General features: G+C 62.6%; 18 protein-coding genes. 12 read left to right on the forward strand and 6 right to left on the reverse strand.

Going from position 1 to position 21749, the window contains the following annotated elements:
• Nucleotides 1-84 precede the first annotated feature (84 nt).
• From FP2506_RS19035 to tolQ, 3 genes are all read right to left on the reverse strand, one after another.
• Nucleotides 85-1170 carry a hypothetical protein gene (locus FP2506_RS19035; RefSeq protein WP_007068779.1) on the reverse strand — a complete coding sequence of 362 codons (1086 nt, stop codon included), beginning with the start codon at nucleotides 1168-1170 and terminating at the stop codon, nucleotides 85-87.
• A gap of 70 nt (nucleotides 1171-1240) precedes the next feature.
• Nucleotides 1241-1696 (reverse strand): protein TolR, encoded by a 456-nt coding sequence (tolR, locus tag FP2506_RS16730; RefSeq protein WP_007068780.1) that lies wholly within the window; start codon nucleotides 1694-1696, stop codon nucleotides 1241-1243.
• A gap of 36 nt (nucleotides 1697-1732) precedes the next feature.
• The gene (gene tolQ, locus FP2506_RS16735) at nucleotides 1733-2458 is read right to left on the reverse strand and encodes a protein TolQ (RefSeq protein ID WP_007068781.1); all 726 of its coding nucleotides are present in this window, start codon (nucleotides 2456-2458) and stop codon (nucleotides 1733-1735) included.
• 587 nt (nucleotides 2459-3045) lie between these two features.
• Here tolQ and FP2506_RS16740 point away from each other — a divergent pair.
• The 9 genes from FP2506_RS16740 to FP2506_RS16785 all read left to right on the forward strand — a co-directional run bounded on the left by FP2506_RS16740 (nucleotide 3046) and on the right by FP2506_RS16785 (nucleotide 14610).
• Nucleotides 3046-5298 (forward strand): PBP1A family penicillin-binding protein, encoded by a 2253-nt coding sequence (locus tag FP2506_RS16740; protein ID WP_081448384.1) that lies wholly within the window; start codon nucleotides 3046-3048, stop codon nucleotides 5296-5298.
• A gap of 600 nt (nucleotides 5299-5898) precedes the next feature.
• The gene (locus tag FP2506_RS16750; protein ID WP_148227613.1) at nucleotides 5899-6153 is read left to right on the forward strand and encodes a hypothetical protein; all 255 of its coding nucleotides are present in this window, start codon (nucleotides 5899-5901) and stop codon (nucleotides 6151-6153) included.
• Between the two features lie 296 nt (nucleotides 6154-6449).
• The gene (gene ftsH / locus FP2506_RS16755; RefSeq protein WP_007068785.1) at nucleotides 6450-8384 is read left to right on the forward strand and encodes an ATP-dependent zinc metalloprotease FtsH; all 1935 of its coding nucleotides are present in this window, start codon (nucleotides 6450-6452) and stop codon (nucleotides 8382-8384) included.
• Between the two features lie 118 nt (nucleotides 8385-8502).
• Nucleotides 8503-9429, forward strand: a complete 927-nt coding sequence (locus FP2506_RS16760; protein WP_007068786.1) for a histone deacetylase family protein — start codon at nucleotides 8503-8505, stop codon at nucleotides 9427-9429.
• A gap of 34 nt (nucleotides 9430-9463) precedes the next feature.
• Nucleotides 9464-9736, forward strand: coding sequence for an exodeoxyribonuclease VII small subunit (locus FP2506_RS16765; RefSeq protein ID WP_007068787.1), 273 nt, complete (start codon nucleotides 9464-9466; stop codon nucleotides 9734-9736).
• A 197-nt stretch (nucleotides 9737-9933) separates the two neighbouring features.
• Nucleotides 9934-11841 carry a 1-deoxy-D-xylulose-5-phosphate synthase gene (gene dxs / locus FP2506_RS16770; RefSeq protein WP_007068788.1) on the forward strand — a complete coding sequence of 636 codons (1908 nt, stop codon included), beginning with the start codon at nucleotides 9934-9936 and terminating at the stop codon, nucleotides 11839-11841.
• Between the two features lie 95 nt (nucleotides 11842-11936).
• Nucleotides 11937-12737, forward strand: coding sequence for a TlyA family RNA methyltransferase (locus tag FP2506_RS16775; protein ID WP_007068789.1), 801 nt, complete (start codon nucleotides 11937-11939; stop codon nucleotides 12735-12737).
• Entirely contained in the window at nucleotides 12734-13972 is a 1239-nt protein-coding gene (locus tag FP2506_RS16780) for a class I SAM-dependent RNA methyltransferase (RefSeq protein WP_007068790.1), read from the forward strand. Before FP2506_RS16775 ends, FP2506_RS16780 begins: the two co-directional genes overlap by 4 nt.
• On the forward strand, nucleotides 13969-14610 hold the full coding sequence (locus tag FP2506_RS16785; protein WP_007068791.1) for a DedA family protein: 642 nt from the start codon (nucleotides 13969-13971) through the stop codon (nucleotides 14608-14610). Before FP2506_RS16780 ends, FP2506_RS16785 begins: the two co-directional genes overlap by 4 nt.
• A gap of 8 nt (nucleotides 14611-14618) precedes the next feature.
• Here FP2506_RS16785 and trmD read toward each other — a convergent pair whose 3' ends face one another.
• On the reverse strand, nucleotides 14619-15314 hold the full coding sequence (gene trmD / locus FP2506_RS16790) for a tRNA (guanosine(37)-N1)-methyltransferase TrmD (protein WP_007068792.1): 696 nt from the start codon (nucleotides 15312-15314) through the stop codon (nucleotides 14619-14621).
• 268 nt (nucleotides 15315-15582) lie between these two features.
• Between trmD and FP2506_RS16795 the strand changes: the two genes are divergently transcribed.
• On the forward strand, nucleotides 15583-17172 hold the full coding sequence (locus FP2506_RS16795) for a solute:sodium symporter family transporter (protein ID WP_007068793.1): 1590 nt from the start codon (nucleotides 15583-15585) through the stop codon (nucleotides 17170-17172).
• Between the two features lie 94 nt (nucleotides 17173-17266).
• Here FP2506_RS16795 and FP2506_RS19400 read toward each other — a convergent pair whose 3' ends face one another.
• Together FP2506_RS19400 and FP2506_RS16800 are read right to left on the reverse strand one after the other, a co-directional pair.
• On the reverse strand, nucleotides 17267-17401 hold the full coding sequence (locus FP2506_RS19400; protein ID WP_007068794.1) for a hypothetical protein: 135 nt from the start codon (nucleotides 17399-17401) through the stop codon (nucleotides 17267-17269).
• Between the two features lie 672 nt (nucleotides 17402-18073).
• The gene (locus FP2506_RS16800) at nucleotides 18074-19015 is read right to left on the reverse strand and encodes an aldo/keto reductase (protein WP_007068796.1); all 942 of its coding nucleotides are present in this window, start codon (nucleotides 19013-19015) and stop codon (nucleotides 18074-18076) included.
• Between the two features lie 282 nt (nucleotides 19016-19297).
• On the opposite strand from FP2506_RS16800, the gene FP2506_RS16805 reads away from it, so the two are divergent.
• Both FP2506_RS16805 and FP2506_RS16810 read left to right on the forward strand, forming a co-directional pair.
• Nucleotides 19298-20425, forward strand: coding sequence for an iron-containing alcohol dehydrogenase (locus FP2506_RS16805; RefSeq protein ID WP_007068797.1), 1128 nt, complete (start codon nucleotides 19298-19300; stop codon nucleotides 20423-20425).
• Complete coding sequence (locus FP2506_RS16810; protein WP_007068798.1) at nucleotides 20425-21564, forward strand: fumarylacetoacetate hydrolase family protein; 1140 nt, start codon at nucleotides 20425-20427, stop codon at nucleotides 21562-21564. Before FP2506_RS16805 ends, FP2506_RS16810 begins: the two co-directional genes overlap by 1 nt.
• Nucleotides 21565-21749 lie beyond the last annotated feature (185 nt).

Consider the following 21749-nt stretch of genomic DNA (forward strand, 5'->3'; position numbering starts at 1 on the left):
GCATGATGCTCGTCCGGGAGAAGTCCATTGTCGTCCTGTCCCTAAAAGTAGGTTGTCATGTTGGGCGCCCTTGTCGGCGCTTCGTCAGTAGCTGTCGCCCGGCCGGAAATTGAAGGTCAGCTCGGACCAGGCGTCGTAGGAATCCGCGGAAAGCTGGTAGCGTCCCGTTTGGGCACAAATGCGGACGGCGCGCACCGCACTGTCTTCATAAGCGCGGCGTGTTGCAGGATCGCCACCCGAGGCAGAGGCCCGCGGCAGCGTCTGCAACGTTCCGTCGCGTTCGAGCTCGAACGAGACCTCGATCACGATGCCTTCCGAGCCGAACGAACCGGAGGGCTCGTACCAACAATCCTTGGTCGCGCGGCGCAGGGCGTCGATCTCGCTGGTGCTCAACGTCGCGCCGGTCGTCTCGCGCCCGCCGAGAGCGGCCGTCTGCTGCTGGCGCTTGGCGCCGCCGCCGGCCGATTTCTCCTTGTTGAGGAGCGCGGCGATCTGGTCGGCGTCGAAGGCATTTTCCTCGGACTTTGTCTCGGCCGGCTTTTCCGGCTCCGGCGTTTCCTTGGGCTCCGGCCGCTTCGGCGGTTCCGGCTTGGCTTCCGCGACCTCAACCGGCTTCGGGCGCTCGGGCTTGTTTTGCGGGACCGGAACGTTCTGCGGCGGTGCAGGCGTCGGATCGGGTTCCTCGGCCGCCTGCTCGATCGCCTCGCTCACCGGATCGGGCGCGGGCGCCTCGGGCTCGCTTTCCGCTTCCTGCGGCTCGGGTTCCGGCTCAGGCTCCGGCATCGGCGCAGGCTCGGGGACCGCTTCCGGCTCTGGCACCGGATCAGGCAGGGCGGGTTCCGGCTGAGCTTCGGCAGCCGCCGTCTGGATCGTCTCGCGCGGCGCTGCACGCGGCGCCGGCGCGGAATCGAGATCGACAGTGTTCTCGCCGATGTTTTCCGCTTCCGGCACAGGCTGCGAAACGTCTTCCGTCGGCTCCGGCGCGCTCTCTTCGGCCATCGGCGCGTCCTCGGCGCCCTGAACCATCTGCGAAAACTCTTCCACCGAGACGATGTCGACCGGCAGGCTATCGTCCGCGATCGACATGGGTTCGGGTGCTGACAGGGCCCAGAGGCCCCAGGTCAGCACGACCCCGTGTACGAGTGCGGATGCGGTGAGCCCGGTCTTCATCGGTCCTTCTTCGTTTTGGAACCCATGGCGCGAGCGGGAAACCGGTTCCCGCCTGACCTCGCCATTTTCGTTAAGCGTTTCTCTCTTGATCGGTGACGAGACCGATATTGCGGAAGCCGGCGGCGGATATCCGCGCCATCACTTTCATGACCGTGCCGTAGTCGGCGGACTGATCGCCGCGCACAAAGATGCGCTCCTCGTAGCCCGCGCGCGCGATCGCCTGCAGCTTGGCCACGACCTCGTCGACCGGGATCTCGTTGTCGTTCAGGAAGACCGTCCCGCCCTGGTTCACCGAAATGGTGATCGGCTGTGTTTCCGAATTGATTGCCTTGGCCTGCGTCTCCGGCAGCTTGATCGGTACGCCGACGGTCAGCATCGGCGCCGCCACCATGAAGATGATCAGGAGCACCAGCATCACGTCGACCATCGGCGTCACGTTGATTTCGCTCATCGGCGCACGGCGGCGTCCGCCCCGTCCGCGCCGGCGCGAACCGCCCGCACCCTGAGAACCTGTCGACATGCCCATGGAGGATCGCCTCTCGAAACCGAGAAATGAAGGAGGTTAGGCCGCGTTGCGCACGCTCTGCCGCTCGTCGATCTGTCGCGACAGGATCGAGGAGAACTCGTCGGCGAAGGATTCCATCCGCATGCCGATCTTGCCCGCGTCCGCTGTCAGCTTGTTGTAGGCGATGACAGCCGGAATCGCGGCGACGAGGCCGATGGCCGTTGCCAGGAGCGCCTCGGCGATACCCGGCGCGACGACTGCGAGCGAGGTTTGCTGCGAGCCGGCGATCGCCTGGAACGAGGTCATGATGCCGATGACGGTGCCGAAGAGGCCGACGAAGGGCGCGGCCGAACCGATGGTTGCGAGAAAGCCGAGCCGCGATTCGAGATGGTCCATCTCACGGGCCAGCGTCACGTCCATCGCTTTTTCGATGCGCTGCTGCAGCCCGATCGGCGAGCGCGCCCCTTTCTCGAAGCTCTTTTTCCACTCCCGCATGGCAGCGACAAAAACCGCACCCATGCCGGTAGGCTTTCGATCGACCAGCGTCTGATAGAGTTCCTCCAGCGAGCGGCCGGACCAGAACTGGTTCTCAAAATTGTTGAGCTGGCGGCGCATCGCCGCATAGCGCATCACCTTGTCGATGATGATCGCCCACGTCCAGACGGAGGCCACGACGAGCCCGATCATGACGAGCTTGACGATCAATCCGGCCTGCCAGAAGAGGTCCCACATCGAGACCCCGCCCGCGTGGTTCAACCCTTCGGTGACGATACCTTCGCCCATAGTCCCCAATCACCCCTTGCCGGCGGCGCGTTTTCGCGTGTTGCGGGTGCCGTGTCCCGATCGGTCTGCGAGACCGTTCGCTCCTTCGGGATTATCCATGCTCTTTGTCAGAGCCGGACCGTTCTATCTTTCCCGCGAAATCATCCGGCCGGTTCCACCCCGATCCGACGCGAAAATGACCGCTTGTCTCAAATGCCGTTCATCCACCCTGTCATTCCCTTATCGAAACGAATCCGGTGAAAGAATGGCGGTCGGCGCGATGCCGGCCGTTCCGGCATTATGAAAGGCTTATGGTTAATGACCGGTTAGCGTCTGTCCATTGGACACAGATCAACTCTTCTGAATAACCTTTCTGTCGAGTGCCGCACTCTCTTCCAGGCGCCGGCCGTGCATCGCGAGGATGAAGCAGAATTGATCTGTGTCGGGGTCCCCCGCCGCCGGGCGCGTGGCTTCACATATTCCCACACCTTTGCGGCCGCCTAGTTGCGCGGACGATGACTGGGCAGCATTCCAAAGACGATAAGGGCAGTTCGGAGGATCGACACCGATCGAGGCGTCGGTATCGCTCCGGATCGGTGGAAACCGAGATGCCGCGATCAAGAGCGCGCGACGAGAGCCGGGCGGCGCCGTCGACGCGTGAGGCGTTCGGTACGCTCTATCGCGCGCTTGCCGCCGATGCCGCTCGTGGAGGACGTGCTTTCGCCGGCTGGGCGCGTCGCACGACGGTTATATTAGGCAAGAAGAGCGCAACATGGGCGAAGCTCTTTGCGCAGAAACTCCGTTCATCGTCCGCACGCATCCCCCGCGGCCGACCTGGTACCGGTTCCGCATTCCGGTGGCCCGCCCTCCGAATGCCGAAACTGTCGCGGTCCTCTTGGACGAAGGCGCGTGCGTTCAAATATGCCGCGATCGGGCTCGTTTCCGCCGTGATCATAGTCGCGGCATTCGCAGCCTATGTCCTCAGAGGTGTTCCTTACACCGAAATTCTCGCCGGCTCGAGCCAGCCGATCATCACCCTGACGACTGCCGACGGCGAGCCGCTGATCCAGCGCGGCGCGTATCAGGGCGCCTACACGCCGCTGGAGGCCTTCCCCGAGCACTTGACCGACGCCGTCGTCAGCATCGAGGACCGGCGCTTCTTCAGCCATGGCGGACTCGATTATCGCGGTATCGGCCGCGCATTGGTTGCCAATGTTTCTGAAGGTGAGGTTGTCGAGGGCGGCAGCACGATCACCCAACAGCTGCTCAAGATCCTCTACCTTGAGCGCGAGCGCACCTTCATGCGCAAAGCACAGGAGTTCTTTCTCGCTTACTGGTTGGAGAGCAACCTCTCGAAAGAAGAGATCCTTACCCGCTATCTCAACAACATCTATCTGGGCGCCGGTGCGACGGGCGTGCCAGCCGCCGCGAGGATCTATTTCAACAAGGAGGTCGGCGAACTCGACGTCGCTGAAAGCGCGCTACTCGCCGGGCTCATCCATTCGCCCTCGCAGCTCAATCCCTTCGTCAATCTCGATGGGGCGAAGGCTCGTGCGAAACTTGTTCTTGCGGCAATGCGCGATACCGGTCGCCTCGACGATACGCAGGCCGGCGTCGCGATGCTCGATGCGACACGGCTTGATCCTCAGCGACCCGAGGCCGATGGCGGCTCTTGGTTCGCCGATTGGGTCATGGAGGACGCGCGCGAGGTCGCCGGACCGTTCCGGGGAGGGGTTTCGTTCCGTACCACGTTGGATCCTCGCCTTCAGGAGATCGCGCAGACGATCGTCGCGCGCGAACTCGACGAAAATGGCGAGGAAAGCGGCGTGTCCCAGGCCTCGATGGTCGCGCTCAGGCCGGATGGCGCGGTCGTTGCGATGATTGGCGGGCGCGATTACGAGGCCTCGCAGTTCAATCGTGCCTTTCAGGCGAAGCGCCAGCCGGGCTCCACCTTCAAGCTCTTCGTCTATTTCGCTGCGCTGAAAGCCGGCATGTCGCCGCGTGACCGTATCGAAGATGCGCCGATCGAAGTCTCGGGATGGTCGCCGGAAAATTACTCGGGTGGATACTCGGGTCGTGTCCGAATGGCCGATGCCTTCGCGCGGTCACTCAATGCCGCGACCGCGCGCCTCGCCATGGAAGTGGGGATCGAAAACGTCGTCGGGGCGGCCCGCGAGCTCGGCATCGACGCGCCGCTGGAGGCGGTGCCGAGTCTTGCTCTCGGCACATCGGAAGTGTCTCTCGTCGACCTGACCGGAGCCTACGCTTCGGTCAGGGCTGGAGTTGCGCCGGTCGAACCGTGGGGCATCGCTTCGTTCGGAATCGAGGACAGCGATCGCACCTTCCGCATCGGGCCCGGCAAGCAGCCGACCAGCGATCTCTCGCCCTACCAGGAACCTCTCGTCGGCATGCTCCGGCGCGTCGTCGAGCGGGGGACAGGAGAGGCAGCTCAGCTCGACGGCTTTGCGGCGGGCAAGACGGGTACGAGCCAGGAGTCGCGTGATGCGTGGTTCGTCGGCTTCAACGAAGAGCTGACCGTTGGCGTCTGGGTCGGCAACGATGATGGCACGCCGATGAACGAAGTCACCGGGGGTGGCTTGCCCGCAAGGATCTGGCGCGCCTTCATGGAGGAAGCGAGTGGAGAGAGCGCAGCGGCGCAAACGCAGGAGGACGATGGCGAAAAGGAGCCACGCAGCGGTCGTTCCGCACCTGAAAGTATCACTGAGCTTGTGCGCGGCAGCGCGGAGCCCGAACCGCAGCAATGCAATGTCCGCGCCTGTTCACGGGCCTACCGCTCGTTCCGCGTCTCGGACTGCACCTTTCAGCCATATCGCGGTCCGCGCAAACTCTGTGACAGGTGATGGGACCGCTGACCGCCGGTAAAGCCGCGTGACGGGCTGCCTTTCCCGCTTTATCCCGGCCCCCGAGCGCTCTTTGCGCTCATTCCTTAGGCCTCTCGTCCTTGGTGAGGCGACTAATGGACACCTCCATCTCCTCATTCGTCATCCCGGACTTGATCCGGGATCCATGCCTGAAACCTGTCCTCCCTGATGCGGGTCGCGACGAAACCCCCATTCTCTCCTCGTCATCCCGGGCTTGACCCGGGATCCATTCCTGAGACCTTTCATCCTTGACGAGGGTGGCTTTGGCACCACCGAACGTGCCGAAAGCCAAGAGGAATGGGCGCCATGCGCGATCAAGTCCGTGGTGACAATCCTCTCTAAGTCCTCAGCAAAATTCTTATCCCCGCCCCAACCCACACCCCCATAATGCCCTCGCCACGCATCTTGAGGGCACGGGTGATCGCCGGGATCGCTTCGGGATGCATGGCCTGCGGGTCTGCGGCGCGGCTTCTTCCGGAGAGGTCACGTCCCGGACGCCTCGCGGCTCCGTTGGTCCCTCGCGTACTATGGCGCGGGTGCGGATCGGTCCGCTTGAACGGGAGGCCGGCAAGGCATCCCGTGAAGCACCAACAGCCGCCGATGGTTTGGGCCGAGCCCAATGCCAAGCCTCATGCCCGGCATCCCCGCCTCTTCCAAACGAGGCCGGCGTGCCGGCGGGGCGAGGCATCGGGCAAGGCGGGAACCGTCGGCGAAGCGAGTGCGAAAATCCCGCGCGGAGCGCCGGAGGTGAGCCGCATACAAACTGAGTTCGGAGGGCTCGCCTCCGGCGCTTCGCCGCCCTTCTTCACGCGGCGCGACGACGAAACTATCTAGAATTGGCCGACCTCCAGTCCTTGCGGGTATGGAGCTAAGACGCATGTCTGCTAAAAGACACGGAGACATATATACGGCCTCCTCAGCGACCGCCTCGGGAGGCGGTAACCGCGTTGGCGAAAATGCCGCGACTGACGCCGCCGCCATGCTATGCCTCGGATCCGCCGCCGGCGCGTGGGCACGCACCGGCCATTTCGCCGCAAAACCGCCGCTTGCCATTGGCAAGAAGCCGGGGAATACTTATTTCCCGAGTACGTTGCGCGGGCGGTACTCGCGCCGCCAGGCCAGGATGACTGATGAATCAGAACTTCCGTAACTTCGCGCTGTGGGCGATCATCGCCCTCCTGCTTATCGCACTGTTCCAGCTGTTTTCCAACGGCTCGCAGACCGCCAACGCGCGGGAAATCCCCTATTCGCAGTTCCTTTCCGACGTCGACTCGGGGCGCGTCACCTCGGTTACGATCCAAGGCCAGAAGATTACCGGCAGCTACAACGATGGCAGCCAGAACTTCCAGACTTATGCTCCAGACGATGCCAATCTCGTAGAACGGCTGGAGTCCGGTCAGGTGCGCATCTCTGCGGCGCCTCCCGGTGACGATACCAATCCGATTTGGTCGATGCTCCTGTCCTTCGGCCCGATCCTTCTGATACTCGCCGTCTGGATCTTCCTCATGCGCCAGATGCAGGGCGGCGCGGGCGGCAAGGCGATGGGCTTCGGCAAGTCGAAGGCCAAGCTTCTGACCGAGGCTCATGGGCGCGTCACCTTTGCCGACGTTGCGGGTGTCGACGAAGCCAAGGCTGACCTTGAGGAGATTGTCGAATTCCTGCGCGAGCCGCAGAAGTTCCAGCGCCTCGGCGGCAAGATTCCGCGCGGCGTGCTGCTCGTCGGCCCTCCCGGCACCGGTAAGACGCTGACTGCTCGCGCCGTCGCTGGCGAAGCCGGGGTGCCGTTCTTTACGATCTCGGGTTCGGACTTCGTCGAAATGTTCGTCGGCGTCGGCGCGAGCCGCGTCCGCGACATGTTCGAGCAGGCAAAGAAGAATTCGCCTTGCATCATCTTCATCGACGAGATCGACGCCGTCGGACGTCATCGTGGCGCGGGTCTGGGCGGCGGCAACGATGAACGCGAGCAGACGCTGAACCAGCTGCTCGTCGAGATGGACGGCTTCGAGTCGAACGAGGGCATTATCCTCATTGCCGCGACCAACCGCCCGGACGTCCTCGACCCGGCGCTGCTGCGTCCCGGCCGTTTCGACCGGCAGGTCGTCGTCCCGAATCCGGACGTTACCGGCCGCGAGAAGATTCTTAAGGTCCATACACGCAACACGCCGCTCGCCCCGAACGTCGACCTGCGCACGATTGCGCGCGGCACTCCGGGCTTCTCGGGCGCCGATCTTGCGAACCTCGTCAACGAAGCTGCTTTGATGGCTGCCCGGCGGTCCAAGCGGCTCGTCACGATGCTCGAGCTAGAGGATGCCAAGGACAAGGTCATGATGGGCGCCGAACGCCGATCGATGGCCATGACCGAGGATGAGAAGAAGTTGACTGCCTACCATGAGGCCGGTCACGCGCTCGTCGGTATTCACGTGCCGGGCAACGATCCCCTTCATAAGGTCACGATCATACCGCGTGGCCGCGCCCTCGGCGTCACCATGAACCTGCCGGAGCGGGACCGTTACGGCATGCGCAAGAACGAGATGGAAGCTCGTCTTGCCATGATCTTCGGCGGCCGTGCTGCCGAGGAGATCATCTACGGTGCGGAAAACGTGACGACCGGTGCGTCCAATGACATCCAGCAGGCCACCAATATGGCCCGCGCGATGGTCATGGAATACGGCATGTCCGACAAACTTGGCCGGCTGCGCTACAAGCAGAACCAGGACGAGGTCTTCCTCGGCCATTCGGTCGCCCAGCAGCAGAACATGTCCGAAGACACCGCGCGCCTCATCGATTCCGAAGTGCGTGGTATCGTCGAGGTCGCCGAGAACAAGGCGCGGCAGATCCTCAACGACAACATCGAGCAACTGCACCTCTTGGCCAAGGCGCTTCTCGAATACGAGACGCTCTCCGGCAAGGAAGTCGATGACCTGCTGAACGGCCGTCCGCTGACGCGCGATATGGGCGATGACACGCCTCCGAGCCGCGGCTCCTCGATACCGAAGGCCGGCACCTCCCGGCCGAGTCACGGCGGCGAGACCGGCGAGGGTGGCATGGAGCCACAGCCAACCTGATCGCTGGCCTGGACGATTACCCATCGATTTGCGCGATGCCGGGATATCCGGCATCGCGTTTTCGCGTAAGCCTGTGGAATAATTGCCAATGGCGCGCCTGCGGGCTAGGTCTCATGACATGCTGACGCGCTACTACCATCATCCGATCTTCGTCGAGCATCTCACCGGCCCGGGTCATCCCGAACGGCCCGAGCGACTCGTTGCCATCGAACAGATCCTGGAAGACGAGTGCTTCCAACTTCTCGACCGTGAGCTTGCCCCCGAGGGCGCCCTCGAGTCGATCACCCGGTGCCATCCGCACAAGTATGCCGAAGCGGTGGCGAAGGCGATTCCGGAAGAGGGTCTGGCGCGGATCGACGGCGACACGATCATCAGCCCGAAGAGTTTCACTGCCGCGCTGCATGCAGTCGGTGCAGCGACCGCTGCGGTAGACGGCGTCGTTGCCGGCGATTGCCGGAACGCGTTCGTCGCGGCTCGTCCGCCGGGCCACCATGCCGAGAAGACGACGGCGATGGGTTTCTGCCTCTTCAATACCGCTGCAATCGCAGCTCGCCACGCTCAGTCGGTTCACGGCCTCGGGCGTGTCGCGATTATGGATTGGGACGTCCATCACGGGAACGGCACCCAGGACATCTTCTGGTCCGATCCCAGCGTTCTGTACTGTTCGACCCACCAGATGCCGCTCTATCCCGGCACCGGCGCGAAATCGGAGAGAGGCGAGGGGAACATCGTCAATGCGCCGCTGGTCGCGGGCGACGGTAGCGAGAAATTCCGTGAAGCCTTCGAGACGCGTATCTTGCCTGCGATAGACGAATTCGAACCGGACCTGATCATTATCTCAGCCGGCTTCGATGCTCATTTTCGCGATCCGCTCGCGAATCTGCAGCTTTCCGATTCCGATTTCGACTGGGCCACCGGAAAGCTTATGGACGCCGCCGCAACTCACTGTGACGACCGGCTGGTGAGTGTGCTGGAAGGCGGCTACGATCTGCAAGGGCTCGCTGTCTCGGTGAAGGCCCACGTGAAACGGCTGCTCGAAGGCTGAACCCATCGTCACGACGAACCTGCAAAGAGACTTCATGGCCGACGAACAGATCGACGACATCCCGGCAGATGATTCTGACATCAAGCGCATGTCTTTCGAACAGGCGATGGCCTCGCTGGAGCGCATCGTGACCGATCTCGAACGGGGCGACGTGCCGCTCGATCGATCGATTCGGATCTACGAACGGGGCGAGAAGCTGAAGAACCACTGCGATCGGCTGCTCTCGGCAGCCGAGGACAAAGTGGAGAAGATCAAGCTCAACCGCGCTGGCAAACCGGTAGGCGTCGAGCCGCTCGATCCCGAATGAGGGCGAGCGTTTCGCAGTTTCACCGCGAACACCAGGCGACCTTCAGGCCTGCGGAAACGATTTGACGCAAGGGACCGGCCTGCGAAAGGCTTGATCGAAGCCCCTCAAACGCGATTTAAATGTTGAACGGTTCCAGAGAGCCAGACCCCCTGGCCGACCGGTACGAGTAAAGAGGTTCTCGCGAAGTGCCCCAATCCTTGAAGACGCCGCTCCTCGACCAGATCGACACGCCCGCTGATCTGCGACGGTTCAAGGAAAAGGACCTGAGGCAGATAGCCGATGAACTGCGCTCGGATCTGATTGATGCCGTTTCGCAGACCGGCGGACATCTCGGTGCGGGGCTCGGCGTCGTCGAACTGACCGTCGCGTTGCATTACGTCTTCAACACGCCGGACGACCGTCTGATCTGGGACGTCAGCCACCAGGCCTATCCGCACAAGATCCTCACCCAGCGCCGCGAGCGCATGCGCACCGTGCGCCAGGAAGGCGGTTTGTCTGGCTTCGCCAAGCGTACCGAGAGCGAATACGATCCATTCGGCGCGGGCCATTCGTCGACGTCGATCTCGGCCGGTCTCGGTATGGCGGTGGCGCGCGATCTCGCAGGGGCCAAGAATAATGTCGTCTCGGTGATCGGCGACGGCGCGATGAGTGCGGGCATGGCCTATGAGGCGATGAACAATGCCGGCGCTCTGGACGCCCGCCTCATCGTCATCCTCAACGACAACGACATGTCGATAGCCCCGCCGACGGGCGCGATGAGCCATTATCTCGCGCGGCTGGTCTCGGGCAAGACTTACCGAACCCTCAGAAATCGCGCCCGCGATTTCACCCAGCGTCTGCCGGATTTCTTCCGCGAAGGGGCGCGCAAGACTGAGGAATATACCCGCGGCTTCTTCACCGGCGGTACGCTCTTCGAAGAGCTTGGCTTTTACTATATCGGCCCGATCGACGGCCACGATCTCGATGCGCTGGTACCGGTCCTGAAGAACGTGCGCGATGCCGAAACCGGCCCGATCCTCGTCCACGTCGTCACTAAGAAAGGTAAAGGCTACGAGCCGGCCGAGAGCTCCGCCGACAAGTACCATGGCGTCTCCAAGTTCGACGTCATTACCGGCGCTCAGTCGAAGTCGAAGGGCAATGCGCCGAGCTATACCAACGTGTTCGCCTCGAGCCTCATCGAAGAGGCACGGCACGACGACAAGATCGTTGCCGTCAACGCCGCGATGCCGGCGGGCACGGGGCTCGACAAATTCGGCGAAGCCTATCCTACTCGGACTTTCGACGTAGGCATTGCGGAACAGCACGCCGTCACCTTCTGCGCGGGGCTTGCGACCGAGGGATACAAGCCGTTCGCCGCGATCTATTCGACCTTCCTCCAGCGCGCCTATGATCAGGTCGTGCACGACGTCGCGATCCAGCATCTGCCGGTCCGCTTCGCGATCGATCGGGCTGGCTTCGTAGGCGCCGATGGTGCGACACATGCCGGTTCTTTCGATACCGCCTATCTCTGTCCGCTGCCAGGCTTCGTCGTCATGGCTTCGAGTGACGAGGCGGAGCTGCGCCATATGGTTCGAACGGCTGCGGCCTACGACGAAGGGCCGATCTCGTTTCGCTATCCGCGTGGCAACGGCACCGGGGTCGACATGCCGGAGCGCGGCGAGGTGCTCGAAATCGGCAAGGGCCGGCTGATCAAGGAAGGCTCGAAGGTCGCGATCCTTGCCTTCGGCACGCGTCTGACGGACTCGCTCGCCGCCGCCGAGGAACTCGACGGTTACGGACTTTCGACGACGGTCGCCGATGCCCGCTTCGCAAAGCCCCTCGATACGGATCTGGTCGAGCGTCTCGCGAGAAACCACGAGGTCTTGATCACGGTGGAAGAGGGCTCCAGCGGCGGCTTCGCGGCGCAGGTGCTGCAGCACCTTGCAAGTGTCGGGCTGCTCGACATGGGGCTCAAGATCCGCCCGATCGTTATGCCAGACGCCTTCGTTGACCATGGCGTGCCGGCCAAGATGAATGCCGAGGCCGGGCTCGATAAAGCAGGCATTGTCTCGACTGTGTTCCGTGCCCTCGGCCGTGAGGAGAGCGAGGCCGCGAGACGAGCGTGATTGCTGGAGGGGACTGCGACGGAACGAATGCCGGCCGATAGGGCTTCGACCGAGCAAGCTTGCACCGCGGGCTCCACCGGCTCACATTCGCATCGATGACCATGCCCTATTCATCTACCGCCGACTTGCCGGATGCCGCGCCCGGCACATGCCTTCGCCTCGATCAGGCGCTTGTCGCACGGGGGCTGATGCCGACGCGTTCGAGGGCGCTCGACGCAATCAAGCGGGGCGGGGTGACGGTTGATGGCCGCCCGGCTCGGAAGGCGTCTCTCATGATTGCAGCCAAAGCCGAGATCGCCGTCGACGATCCGGCTGCCGGCTATGTCTCGCGGGCTGCGCTGAAGCTGATTGCAGGGCTTGACGCCTTCGCCATCGAGCCGGCTGGGCTCGATTGCCTCGACATCGGCGCATCGACCGGTGGATTCAGCCAAGTGCTTCTGCAGCGCGGTGCTGCCCATGTTACAGCGGTGGATGTCGGTCACGACCAGATGCATGAGAGCCTGCGCAACAAGCCGCGCCTGACGGCGATCGAAGGCTTGAACGCTCGCGATCTGACGGCGGACGATCTGAATGGGCACATGCCGAACCTGCTTGTTGTCGATGTCAGCTTCATCTCGCTCACGCTTGCTTTGCCGCCGGCTCTGGAACTGGCCGAAAGCGGCGCATTGGGCCTGTTTCTCGTCAAACCGCAATTCGAGGCGGGGCGGGAGGCGATCGGGAAGGGCGGCCTGTTGAAAGAGCCGGAGACGGCTCAGGCAGTTGCGCAGGGTGTTGCCGATTGGCTCGACGCTCAGCCCGGATGGAACACCGACGGGCTCGTCGCCTCGCCGATCGCGGGCGGCGACGGCAACCGCGAATTCCTGCTGGCTGCGACGAAGCTTGGTGGCGCGGCATGAGCCGAGAAGTCACTATCGCCCGGCTTGGCGCTCAGGGCGACGGTATTGCCGAGACCGGGAATGGTCCGCTTTTCGTCCCCTTCACGCTGCCCGGAGAGGTGGTGCGCGCCGATCTGTTCGAGGGCGAGAAGCGTGGAACGCCGCTGGAGATCCTGAAGGCTTCGGATGAGCGCGCGAAGCCGCCCTGTCCGCACTTCGGAGCTTGCGGCGGCTGCGAACTGCAGCATGCTTCGCCGGCCTTCTATGCCGAATACAAGCGCGGGATCGTCATCGACGCGCTTTCGCGTCATGGGATCGAAGCTGACGTTGCGCCGCTGGTGCCTTGCGCACCTGGCACCCGCCGCCGCGTGACCCTGACGGCGGTGCGGGCCGGGCCGAAGGCGCTGCTCGGTTTTCACGAGGCCCATTCGGATCGAGTCGTGCCAATCGGCCCGTGCCCCGTCGCCATGCCGGGGATCGTTGACGCGCTGCCCGCGCTGGAAAAGCTCGCGACCATCCTGATTGATCGCAAGGCGCCGCTGAAACTGACGGTAACGCAGACCGATGCCGGGCTCGATATCGCTGCGAGCGACGCGGCGAAGCTGTCTGAGGAGCGCCACCGGCAGGCGGTGTCCCACGCGCTCGCCTCGAAGTTCGCTCGGCTGTCGTCGAACGGCGAGATCCTGATGAAGGCCCGCCTGCCGCAGGTCTTCTTCGGCGGGATCGCCGTCGAACCGCCACCCGGCGGGTTCCTGCAGGCGGTTGCGGCCGCCGAAGATGCGATGGCCGAACGGGTTCTGAAGCATCTCGCCAAGGCTAAGCGCGTCGCCGACCTCTTTGCTGGCTCTGGCGCGTTCACACTTCGGCTCGCAAAGGGCGCGAAAGTCCATGCGGTAGAGTCCGAAGCCGGGGCGCTTGCAGCCCTAGACGCGGCCGCGCGGCAGGCGTCCGGCCTGAAGCCGATCACGCATGAGCGGCGCGATCTTTATCGCCGGCCGCTGACTGTGAAGGATCTGAAGCCCTATGACGGCGTCGTGTTCGACCCGCCGCGTGCGGGAGCCGAGGGTGTAGCCCAGGCGCTGGCGGCTTCCACCGTGAAGCGCATTGCAGCCGTATCCTGCAATCCGCAGACGCTCGGCCGCGATTTGCGGATCCTGATCGATGGCGGCTTTCAGCTCAAATCGGTCACGCCGATCGACCAGTTTCTCTGGTCGCATCATGTGGAAGCGGTCGCTCTCCTGGAGCGGGGGCGTTGACCGATTTCCTGACCCAGTACGGCTATAGCTTGATTGTCGTGGTCGTGCTGCTGGAGTCCGTCGCAATGCCCTTGCCCGGCGAGAGTCTCGTCGTCGCGGCAGGGATGCTGGCAAGCAGCGGCAAGATGAACATCCTCCTCGTGCTCGGGGCGTCCTTCCTCGGCTCGATCCTCGGCGACAATATCGGCTATTTCGTAGGACGACGCTATGGACGGGCGGCGATCGTCAGATGGGGCGACAGGGTCGGCTTCGACGAAGACAAGCTGACCATGGTCGAGGAGAAGTTCAACTCCTACGGCTTCGTCATCGTGCTGATAGCCCGCTTCATCTTCATCCTGCGCCAGCTCAACGGCTTCGTCGCCGGCATGATGCGTATGCGCTGGCCGCAATTTCTCCTCTACAACGCGATTTCCGCCGCGCTCTGGACGGCCGTCTACGGGCTGACGGCCTATTATTTCGGGAAGGCGCTCACGCATTTCCTGGAGGAACAGTCGACCTGGGCCATCCTCGCGATCTCCGGCACGATCTGCGCCATCGGAATGTTCGGCACCTACAAGGTGCTGTTCGACGCCAAAAAGGAGAAAAAGGCGAAGGCGGACGGAAAGACAGTGCGAGACAAGAGCGAGGAGACGGCCTGATCCGCACTTCAGCGTCGTTCTCGGTCCTTCAGAAGATCGGGCCGCCTCTCTTTGGTGATATGCTCCGCTTCGTCGCGTCGCCAGCGTACGATGGCGCCGTGATCGCCGGATGTCAGGACGGGCGGGATGGAACGGCCTTCCCATTCGGCGGGGCGCGTATAGTGAGGATGCTCCAAAAGACCGCCCTCGAAGCTCTCGTGGGTGCCGGACTGCTGATTACCCATGACGCCGGGCAAGAGGCGAACGACCGCGTCGAGAAGGGTAAGGGCCGCCATCTCGCCGCCTGAAAGAACGTAGTCGCCGATCGAGACTTCCATCAGGCTCCGCGCTTCGATCACACGCTCGTCGACGCCCTCGAAGCGGCCGCAGAGGATGAGGGCTCCGTCGCCGACCGCGAGGTCGCGCACGAAGTCCTGCGTCAACGGCCGCCCGCGCGGACTCATCATCAGGCGGGGCCGCGTATCGGTGTCGCTGATCGCCGCGTCGATGGCGTCGGCGACAACATCGGCGCGCATCACCATACCCGCGCCGCCCCCGGCCGGGGTGTCGTCGACGGCGCGATGCCGTCCACGGCCGAACTCGCGGATCTGACGCGCCTCCAATGTCCAGTCGCCACGCTCCAGCGCCCTGCCCGCAAGCGAATGGGCGAGGGGACCAGGGAACATCTCCGGATAAAGCGTGAGAATCGTCGCGTGGAAGGTCATGGAACGCCGAATAGTCGGTTGCCGGCCATCTGGAAACATCCCAATCGAGCTTGCGGGGATGCGCCGAGAGGAGAGGCAGACAGGAATACACCCGAGATCGCCCTAACAGAGAATTGGGGCTGTGCAGACGGTCGTATGATCACACCATGGATTTTAGTGTCGGTTCCAATATCTACCCGGCGGTAAAGGGCCGAAGGACACGGGAGCGATCCGGGAAGAGATCGGGAGCGGCGGACGAACTGGCCTAGATTTTGCGCTGGGAGGAAAGATGGGCGCGCTCAATTTATTGGTCTTCTTGGGTTGCACCGCGCTTGTCGGTGTCTTGTCCTATATCTGGACACGCGGAACTGACGAAGAGCATTCCGACGGCTACTTTCTCGGGGGACGATCCCTGACCGCGCCGGTGATCTGTGGATCGCTTCTCCTCACCAACCTCTCGACCGAGCAGATCGTCGGGCTGAACGGCCAGGCCTTCACCGATGGAATTCTGGTGATGGCCTGGGAGACTCTCGCCGCGATCGCGATGGTCGTGACCGCCCTCGTTCTCCTGCCGCGATACCTTTACGGCGGCGTCGCGACGATCCCGTCCTTCCTCGAGGAGCGCTATGACAGCCAGACGAAAACCATCGTATCGGCGCTCTTCCTGTCCGGCTATGCGATCGTCTTATTGCCGATTGTTCTCTATTCCGGCGCGCTGGCGCTTTCGACCATGTTCGATGTTCCCCAACTGCTCGGCGTCGGCGACACGGCGGCGCTCTGGATAACCGTTTGGGCCATCGGGATCGTCGGTTCGATCTATGCGATTTTCGGCGGCCTCAAAGCGGTCGCGGTGTCCGATACGATCAACGCCGTCGGCCTTTTCACCGGCGGCCTGTTGGTTCCGATCTTCGGTCTGTTGGTGGTCGGCAATGGCTCGATCACCGAAGGTCTCGCGACGCTCTGGAACGAGCATCCCGAAAAGTTCGAGGCGATAGGCGGGCCGGATTCCTCGATCCCCTTCGCAACGATCTTTACCGGCATGATGTTGGTGCAGTTGTTCTACTGGGGCACCAATCAGGCGATCATTCAGCGTGCGCTGGGTGCCAAGAACCTAAGGGAGGGCCAGAAGGGCCTGCTCTATGCCGCTTTCCTGAAAATCCTCGGTCCGGTCATCGTTGTCCTGCCGGGGATCATCGCCTTCCATCTCTTTCCCGATCTCGAAACCGCCGATGAGGCCTATCCTACGCTGGTGACGGGAGTCCTGCCCTTTTACCTCGTCGGCTTCTTCGCGGCGGTGCTGTTCGGGGCAATCCTCTCCTCGTTCAACTCGGCGCTGAACTCGTCCGTGACCCTGTTCGGCATCGACATCTACCGGCAGTACATCAAGCAGGACGCGACGGATCGGCAGGTGGTCAAGGCCGGCAAGTATTTCGGGGTCGTGCTCGCCATCGCTTCGATGACGATCGCACCGTTTATCGCCAATGCACCGCAGGGCCTGTTCGGTTACCTGCAGGAGGTGAACGGCTGCTATTCGATTCCGATTCTGACCATCATCCTCGTCGGCATCTTCACCAAGCGCGTCCCGCCTTTGGCAGCGAAGATCGCGCTTGCCTCGGGCGTTATTCTCTACATGCTCAGTCAGTTCGGTCTGAAGTTCATCGTTGGCGAGGACAGCTATCCTCATTACCTTCACGTGATGGCGATTCTCTTTGCGCTCAACGTTGCGATCATGCTGGTCATCGGACAGATGCGGCCGCGAACGAGCGATTTCGTCGCGCGGGAAAGCGGTGCTGTCGAGATGACACAATGGAATCTCGCTTGGCCGATCGGCCTCGTCGTCGTGGCGATCGTCGCCTCGACTTACGTCATCTTCACCTGATGCGTCGGGCCCAAATGAAAAAAACCGCGGATCGCATGACGCTCTCCGCGGTTCTCCGGAAAATCAAAGGGCACATTTCGCCCAATGTTGCGGCTCACTTGCCGCTGCGGGCGCGCTCTTCCCGAAGCATATGTTCGATGCGGGGTGCGCGATTGTGCGAGTCGCGTACGAGATCGAGAAAGAACCCGCGGACGCGGCTGCGGAAGGTGTTGTTACGATGGTCTGTCATGATTGCTCCTGATCTGTCGTCTGTGATTGGGTAGGTTGGCAGGCTTACTTGCCGTGACGCTGGCGAGCGTCGTGCAGCGCATGCTCAAGGCGTTGGGTCCGATCGCCGGATGCCCGGACAAGTTCGCCGAAAAAGCCACGGATACGGGTGGTGACTGATAGCCTGCGCATTACGCTACCCCTCTGCTCTAAATTTCTCATCTTTGTCGACTTTGATATGTGCGTTGCTCGACCTCGGGAGAAGGTGCGCAATTCGAAAGCTTGTATGCACTAAGCGTGACCCTCGAGGACGGCCGGCTTGTCGGCTTAACCTCTCAATGCCATCCGCATCGAACTAGCGATCACCATTATCTGGAAGGGCTGATCGATGAAGTCCCTTGTCCTCGAACGCAAAGACGAGCTTTCACTCCGCGATCTTCCGATCGAGAGGGAGAGGAGAAAGTGCTCGGGCCACGCGACGTCCCCGCCGTCGACTTTCGTAAATATGCAGATTGAACCAACGCAAGGAGCGACTTGAGAACATTCGCATTACGCTCCTGATGCGACGACATAAACCGACGGCATTTGGGACGAAGCAAACAAATCGGTCCGGTTTCCCGTCCCGTTGCGGCAGAGATTCACGGGTCAGATATTTTCACCGCAAGCGCTTCCTGCTGGCTTCGAAGGCGTCCATTCAGCCCTCCTCCAGCCGGTCTGTGGCCGGGGGCGGCGTCGGCGTGAGATCGGAGAGCTCCGCGTTCAGTTCGGGCGTCATCTCGAACGAAAGCCCGGCGAGCGATGGTTCGAGTTGTTCGATGGAACGTCCGGAGACGATCGGCGCCGGTCGGTAGCGATGGTGCATGACCCAGGCGACCGCAAGGGTCGCTGGATGGACGCCTTCCCGATCGGCGATCGCCTTCAGCCCGCTCGCAGCGTCGTGCATCCATTGCGGTGCATAGCGCTGCGCGTATTTGGGCTCGCTGAGCAGGCGTCCTGATTCTTTCGCAGCGTATTTCCCGGTCAACAGGCCCCCGCCAAGCGGGGAATACGTACAGGCTAGAACGCCCTCGCCGATGCACATTGGGAGAAGTTCCACTTCCGCCTGACGTTTGACTAGGCTGAACATCGGCTGGATGACGTCGATCGTGAAGTCCAGCCTTTGGGCGACGGCAATCATCTTCATCACCTGCCAGGCCGCGAAGTTAGACAGTCCGACATAGCGTATGAGGCCGCGCTGCTTCGCGGACGCGAAAAACTCCGCTGTCTCTTCGAGCGGTGTCTCTGGATCGAAACGGTGAAGATAGAGGAGGTCGACCTGATCGGCGCCGAGGCGTGCGCGCGACCTATCGAACTGGGCGGTAAGGTTTTTTCGGCCCGCGCCGCCCGTCAAACCCACCTTCGTCGCGACGAAGAGCTCGTCGCGGATCGGCGCGGCGAAGCGTCCGACGATCTTCTCGGACTCGCCATCCGTATAGGCGTAAGCCGTATCGAGATGGACGATTCCCTCGTCCCGGCACCGCTCGAGCATGGCTCGGCTCTGTGCCTCGTCCGCATTGCCGCCGCACTGCATCGCTCCGAACACGGCAGGCCTGACCTCGTGTCCGGAGACCGTTCGGAGGATTGGATTCGTCGGCATCGCTGATTTCCCTCTTCTTTTCATAGCCGTCGTAGCAGCCTCTACCTGTGCCGGCTATCACTCTACCCAGTGCGCAGGATATGTCCTGCCGACCGAGGCCCGGCGATCGTCGCTCGGAGGCAAGACTCGAGACACGTCTTCCGGCGGTGAGAAGTAGCGGTTACTGGTCACCGCAGGACCGGAGTTAAATCTCGGGACGGGCACCGCGTGCGATGCTTCGGCCGATGTCCGATCGGGATTTGACGCAAAACCAACGCGTGCGGGCTTAAGAGCGGAGAGTCCATGAGTCTCATTCAATATCTCACCCCCATTCAATTCGGGCCAGGGGCGATCAACGACCTGACTGCCAGTCTCGAAGGGCTCGGGGTCACCCGTCCGCTGATCATCAGCGACAAGGGCGTCAGCGACGCTGGTATCACAGACCGGATCGCCGAACTTAGTCCCGGTTCGCCAGCGCGGTTCCTCGATGTTCCGCCGAATCCGACAGAAGAAGCGGTACTTGCAGCACTCGAGGTCTGCCGTTCGAATGCATGCGACGGCATCATCGCGGTCGGCGGCGGCTCGCCGATCGATCTCGCCAAGGGCGTCGCGCTGCTCGCAACCCATGAGGGCGATCTCGAGCAGTACGCGGCGATCTATGGCGGCATCGGCCGGATCACGCCGAAGGTCCTGCCGCTGATTGCGATCCCGACGACGGCCGGCACCGGCTCGGAGGTCGGCCGCGCGGCGCTGATCACGCTGAAGGACGGACGCAAGCTCGGCTTCATCAGCGGCCATCTCATCCCGAAGACGGCGATCTGCGACCCGGAACTCACGCTCGGTCTGCCGGCAGGACTGACTGCCGCGACAGGTCTTGATGCGCTGTCGCACTGCATCGAAACGCTCTTCTCGCCGCGATACAATCCACCAGCCGAGGCGATCGCGCTCGATGGGGCGGGGCGGATCTGGCGCAATCTCGAAAAGGCGGTGGGGAACGGAAGCGATCTTGCCGCACGCTCCGAGATGATGATGGGCGCACTCGAAGGCGGGCTGACCTTCCAGAAGGGGCTCGGCGCGATCCATGCTCTCAGCCACGCGCTCGGGGGCCTCAAATCGCCCTCGCTCCATCACGGTACGCTGAACGCGATTCTGCTCCCGCCGGTGGTGCGTGTGAACGCGCCCCATGTTGGCGACAAGCTTGCGCGTCTGAAAACCGCGATGGGGCTTGCCGAAAGTGCCGATCTCGAACGCGAGCTCGCCGATCTCAACACCCGCCTTGGCATCGCCAAAGGACTGCGGACCCTCGGTGTCTCGGAAGAGAGTCTGCCATGGGTCGTCGAGCGGGCGCTGGCCGATCACTCCCATGCCACGAACCCGGTAGAACTGACGGGCGAGCAATATCGCTCGCTTCTGGACGAGGTGATGCTCTGATGGCGATCGAACGGTTTTCTCTGCCCGCTGATGCGGGGAAAGCCACCTTCATCGGACGGGTCATGCGAGAGGGACTTGGTCCATCGCTCATCACACTTCGCGGCGACCGGGTGATAGACATCACCAGCCGCGAGGCACCGACCGTTTCGGCCCTTCTCGAAGCCGATGATCCGGTAGCGGTCGTACGACAGACGGAGGGCGAAGACCTTTGTGCCGTCGAAGCGCTGGCCGATGGCAAGATCTCGCTCCTCGCACCCTGCGATCTTCAGGTCATCAAGGCCTGCGGTGTTACCTTCGCGCAATCGATGGTCGAGCGGGTCATCGAGGAGCAGAGCAAGGGGAACCCGGCTCTGGCTGACGCAATTCGCGGACAAGTCCATGCGATCCTCGGCGACAGCCTGCGCGATCTCGAAGCGGGCTCTGAGAAAGCCGCGCAGGTGAAGGCTGCCCTCATCGAGAAAGGCCTCTGGTCACAGTATCTGGAGGTCGGCATCGGTCCCGATGCGGAGGTCTTCACCAAGGCACCCGTGTTGTCTTCGGTCGGCTCCGGCGCGAAAATCGGGCTTCATCCGATCTCGACTTGGAACAATCCCGAACCGGAAATCGTGCTTGCGGTGGATTCGCGCGGCCGGATCAAGGGCGCGAGCCTCGGAAACGACGTCAATCTGCGCGATGTCGAGGGGCGTTCCGCTCTGCTCCTTGGCAAAGCGAAGGACAACAACGCATCGTCGGCCATCGGTCCCTTCATTCGTTTCTTCGATGCCGGGTACACCCTCGATGACGTTCGCGCCGCAGAACTGGAACTGGTGGTCGAGGGTACCGACGGTTACCGCCTCGACGGATCAAGTTCGATGCGCGAAATCTCGCGCGATCCCGAAATGCTGGTCGCACAGACCTGCGGCCCGCACCATCAGTATCCCGACGGGTTCATGCTTTATCTCGGCACGCTATTCGCGCCGGTTCAGGATCGCGACGTTCCGGGCGAAGGCTTCACCCACAAGCTCGGCGACATCGTCCGCATTTCCAACGACCGGTTGGGAACCCTGATCAACGAAGTGCAGTATTCGACCGAGATCGACCCCTGGACGTTCGGGATTGCCGACCTGATGACCGCACTCTGCCGGCGTGGGTTGCTTTGACAAGACAGCGGTATGCGATGACACGACCGAATATTCGCGCTCAGCCTTTCGAATAGACCCGCAGCATCGGTCGAGCGAATCTGCCGCTCGTTAGACCTCAGGAAAGTCAACTTTAGCCAACAGGAAGCCGGAACGCCTCGTGGGAGGCTGCGGCGAGATCGCGCGCCACGGCGTCTTCTTCGAGA

This window comes from Fulvimarina pelagi HTCC2506, assembly GCF_000153705.1.
Taxonomy (GTDB): domain Bacteria; phylum Pseudomonadota; class Alphaproteobacteria; order Rhizobiales; family Rhizobiaceae; genus Fulvimarina; species Fulvimarina pelagi.

Coding starts and splice junctions, on each gene's coding strand:
- FP2506_RS16810 (WP_007068798.1), top strand. CDS start 20,425: ATGGCGATCGAACGGTTTTCTCTGCCCGCTGATGCGGGGAAAGCCACC.
- FP2506_RS16740 (WP_081448384.1), top strand. CDS start 3,046: ATGCCGCGATCAAGAGCGCGCGACGAGAGCCGGGCGGCGCCGTCGACG.
- FP2506_RS16805 (WP_007068797.1), top strand. CDS start 19,298: ATGAGTCTCATTCAATATCTCACCCCCATTCAATTCGGGCCAGGGGCG.
- FP2506_RS16800 (WP_007068796.1), bottom strand. CDS start 19,015: ATGCCGACGAATCCAATCCTCCGAACGGTCTCCGGACACGAGGTCAGG.
- FP2506_RS19035 (WP_007068779.1), bottom strand. CDS start 1,170: ATGAAGACCGGGCTCACCGCATCCGCACTCGTACACGGGGTCGTGCTG.
- ftsH (WP_007068785.1), top strand. CDS start 6,450: ATGAATCAGAACTTCCGTAACTTCGCGCTGTGGGCGATCATCGCCCTC.
- FP2506_RS16765 (WP_007068787.1), top strand. CDS start 9,464: ATGGCCGACGAACAGATCGACGACATCCCGGCAGATGATTCTGACATC.
- FP2506_RS16780 (WP_007068790.1), top strand. CDS start 12,734: ATGAGCCGAGAAGTCACTATCGCCCGGCTTGGCGCTCAGGGCGACGGT.
- FP2506_RS16760 (WP_007068786.1), top strand. CDS start 8,503: ATGCTGACGCGCTACTACCATCATCCGATCTTCGTCGAGCATCTCACC.
- tolR (WP_007068780.1), bottom strand. CDS start 1,696: ATGGGCATGTCGACAGGTTCTCAGGGTGCGGGCGGTTCGCGCCGGCGC.
- FP2506_RS16795 (WP_007068793.1), top strand. CDS start 15,583: ATGGGCGCGCTCAATTTATTGGTCTTCTTGGGTTGCACCGCGCTTGTC.
- tolQ (WP_007068781.1), bottom strand. CDS start 2,458: ATGGGCGAAGGTATCGTCACCGAAGGGTTGAACCACGCGGGCGGGGTC.
- trmD (WP_007068792.1), bottom strand. CDS start 15,314: ATGACCTTCCACGCGACGATTCTCACGCTTTATCCGGAGATGTTCCCT.
- FP2506_RS19400 (WP_007068794.1), bottom strand. CDS start 17,401: ATGACAGACCATCGTAACAACACCTTCCGCAGCCGCGTCCGCGGGTTC.
- FP2506_RS16775 (WP_007068789.1), top strand. CDS start 11,937: ATGACCATGCCCTATTCATCTACCGCCGACTTGCCGGATGCCGCGCCC.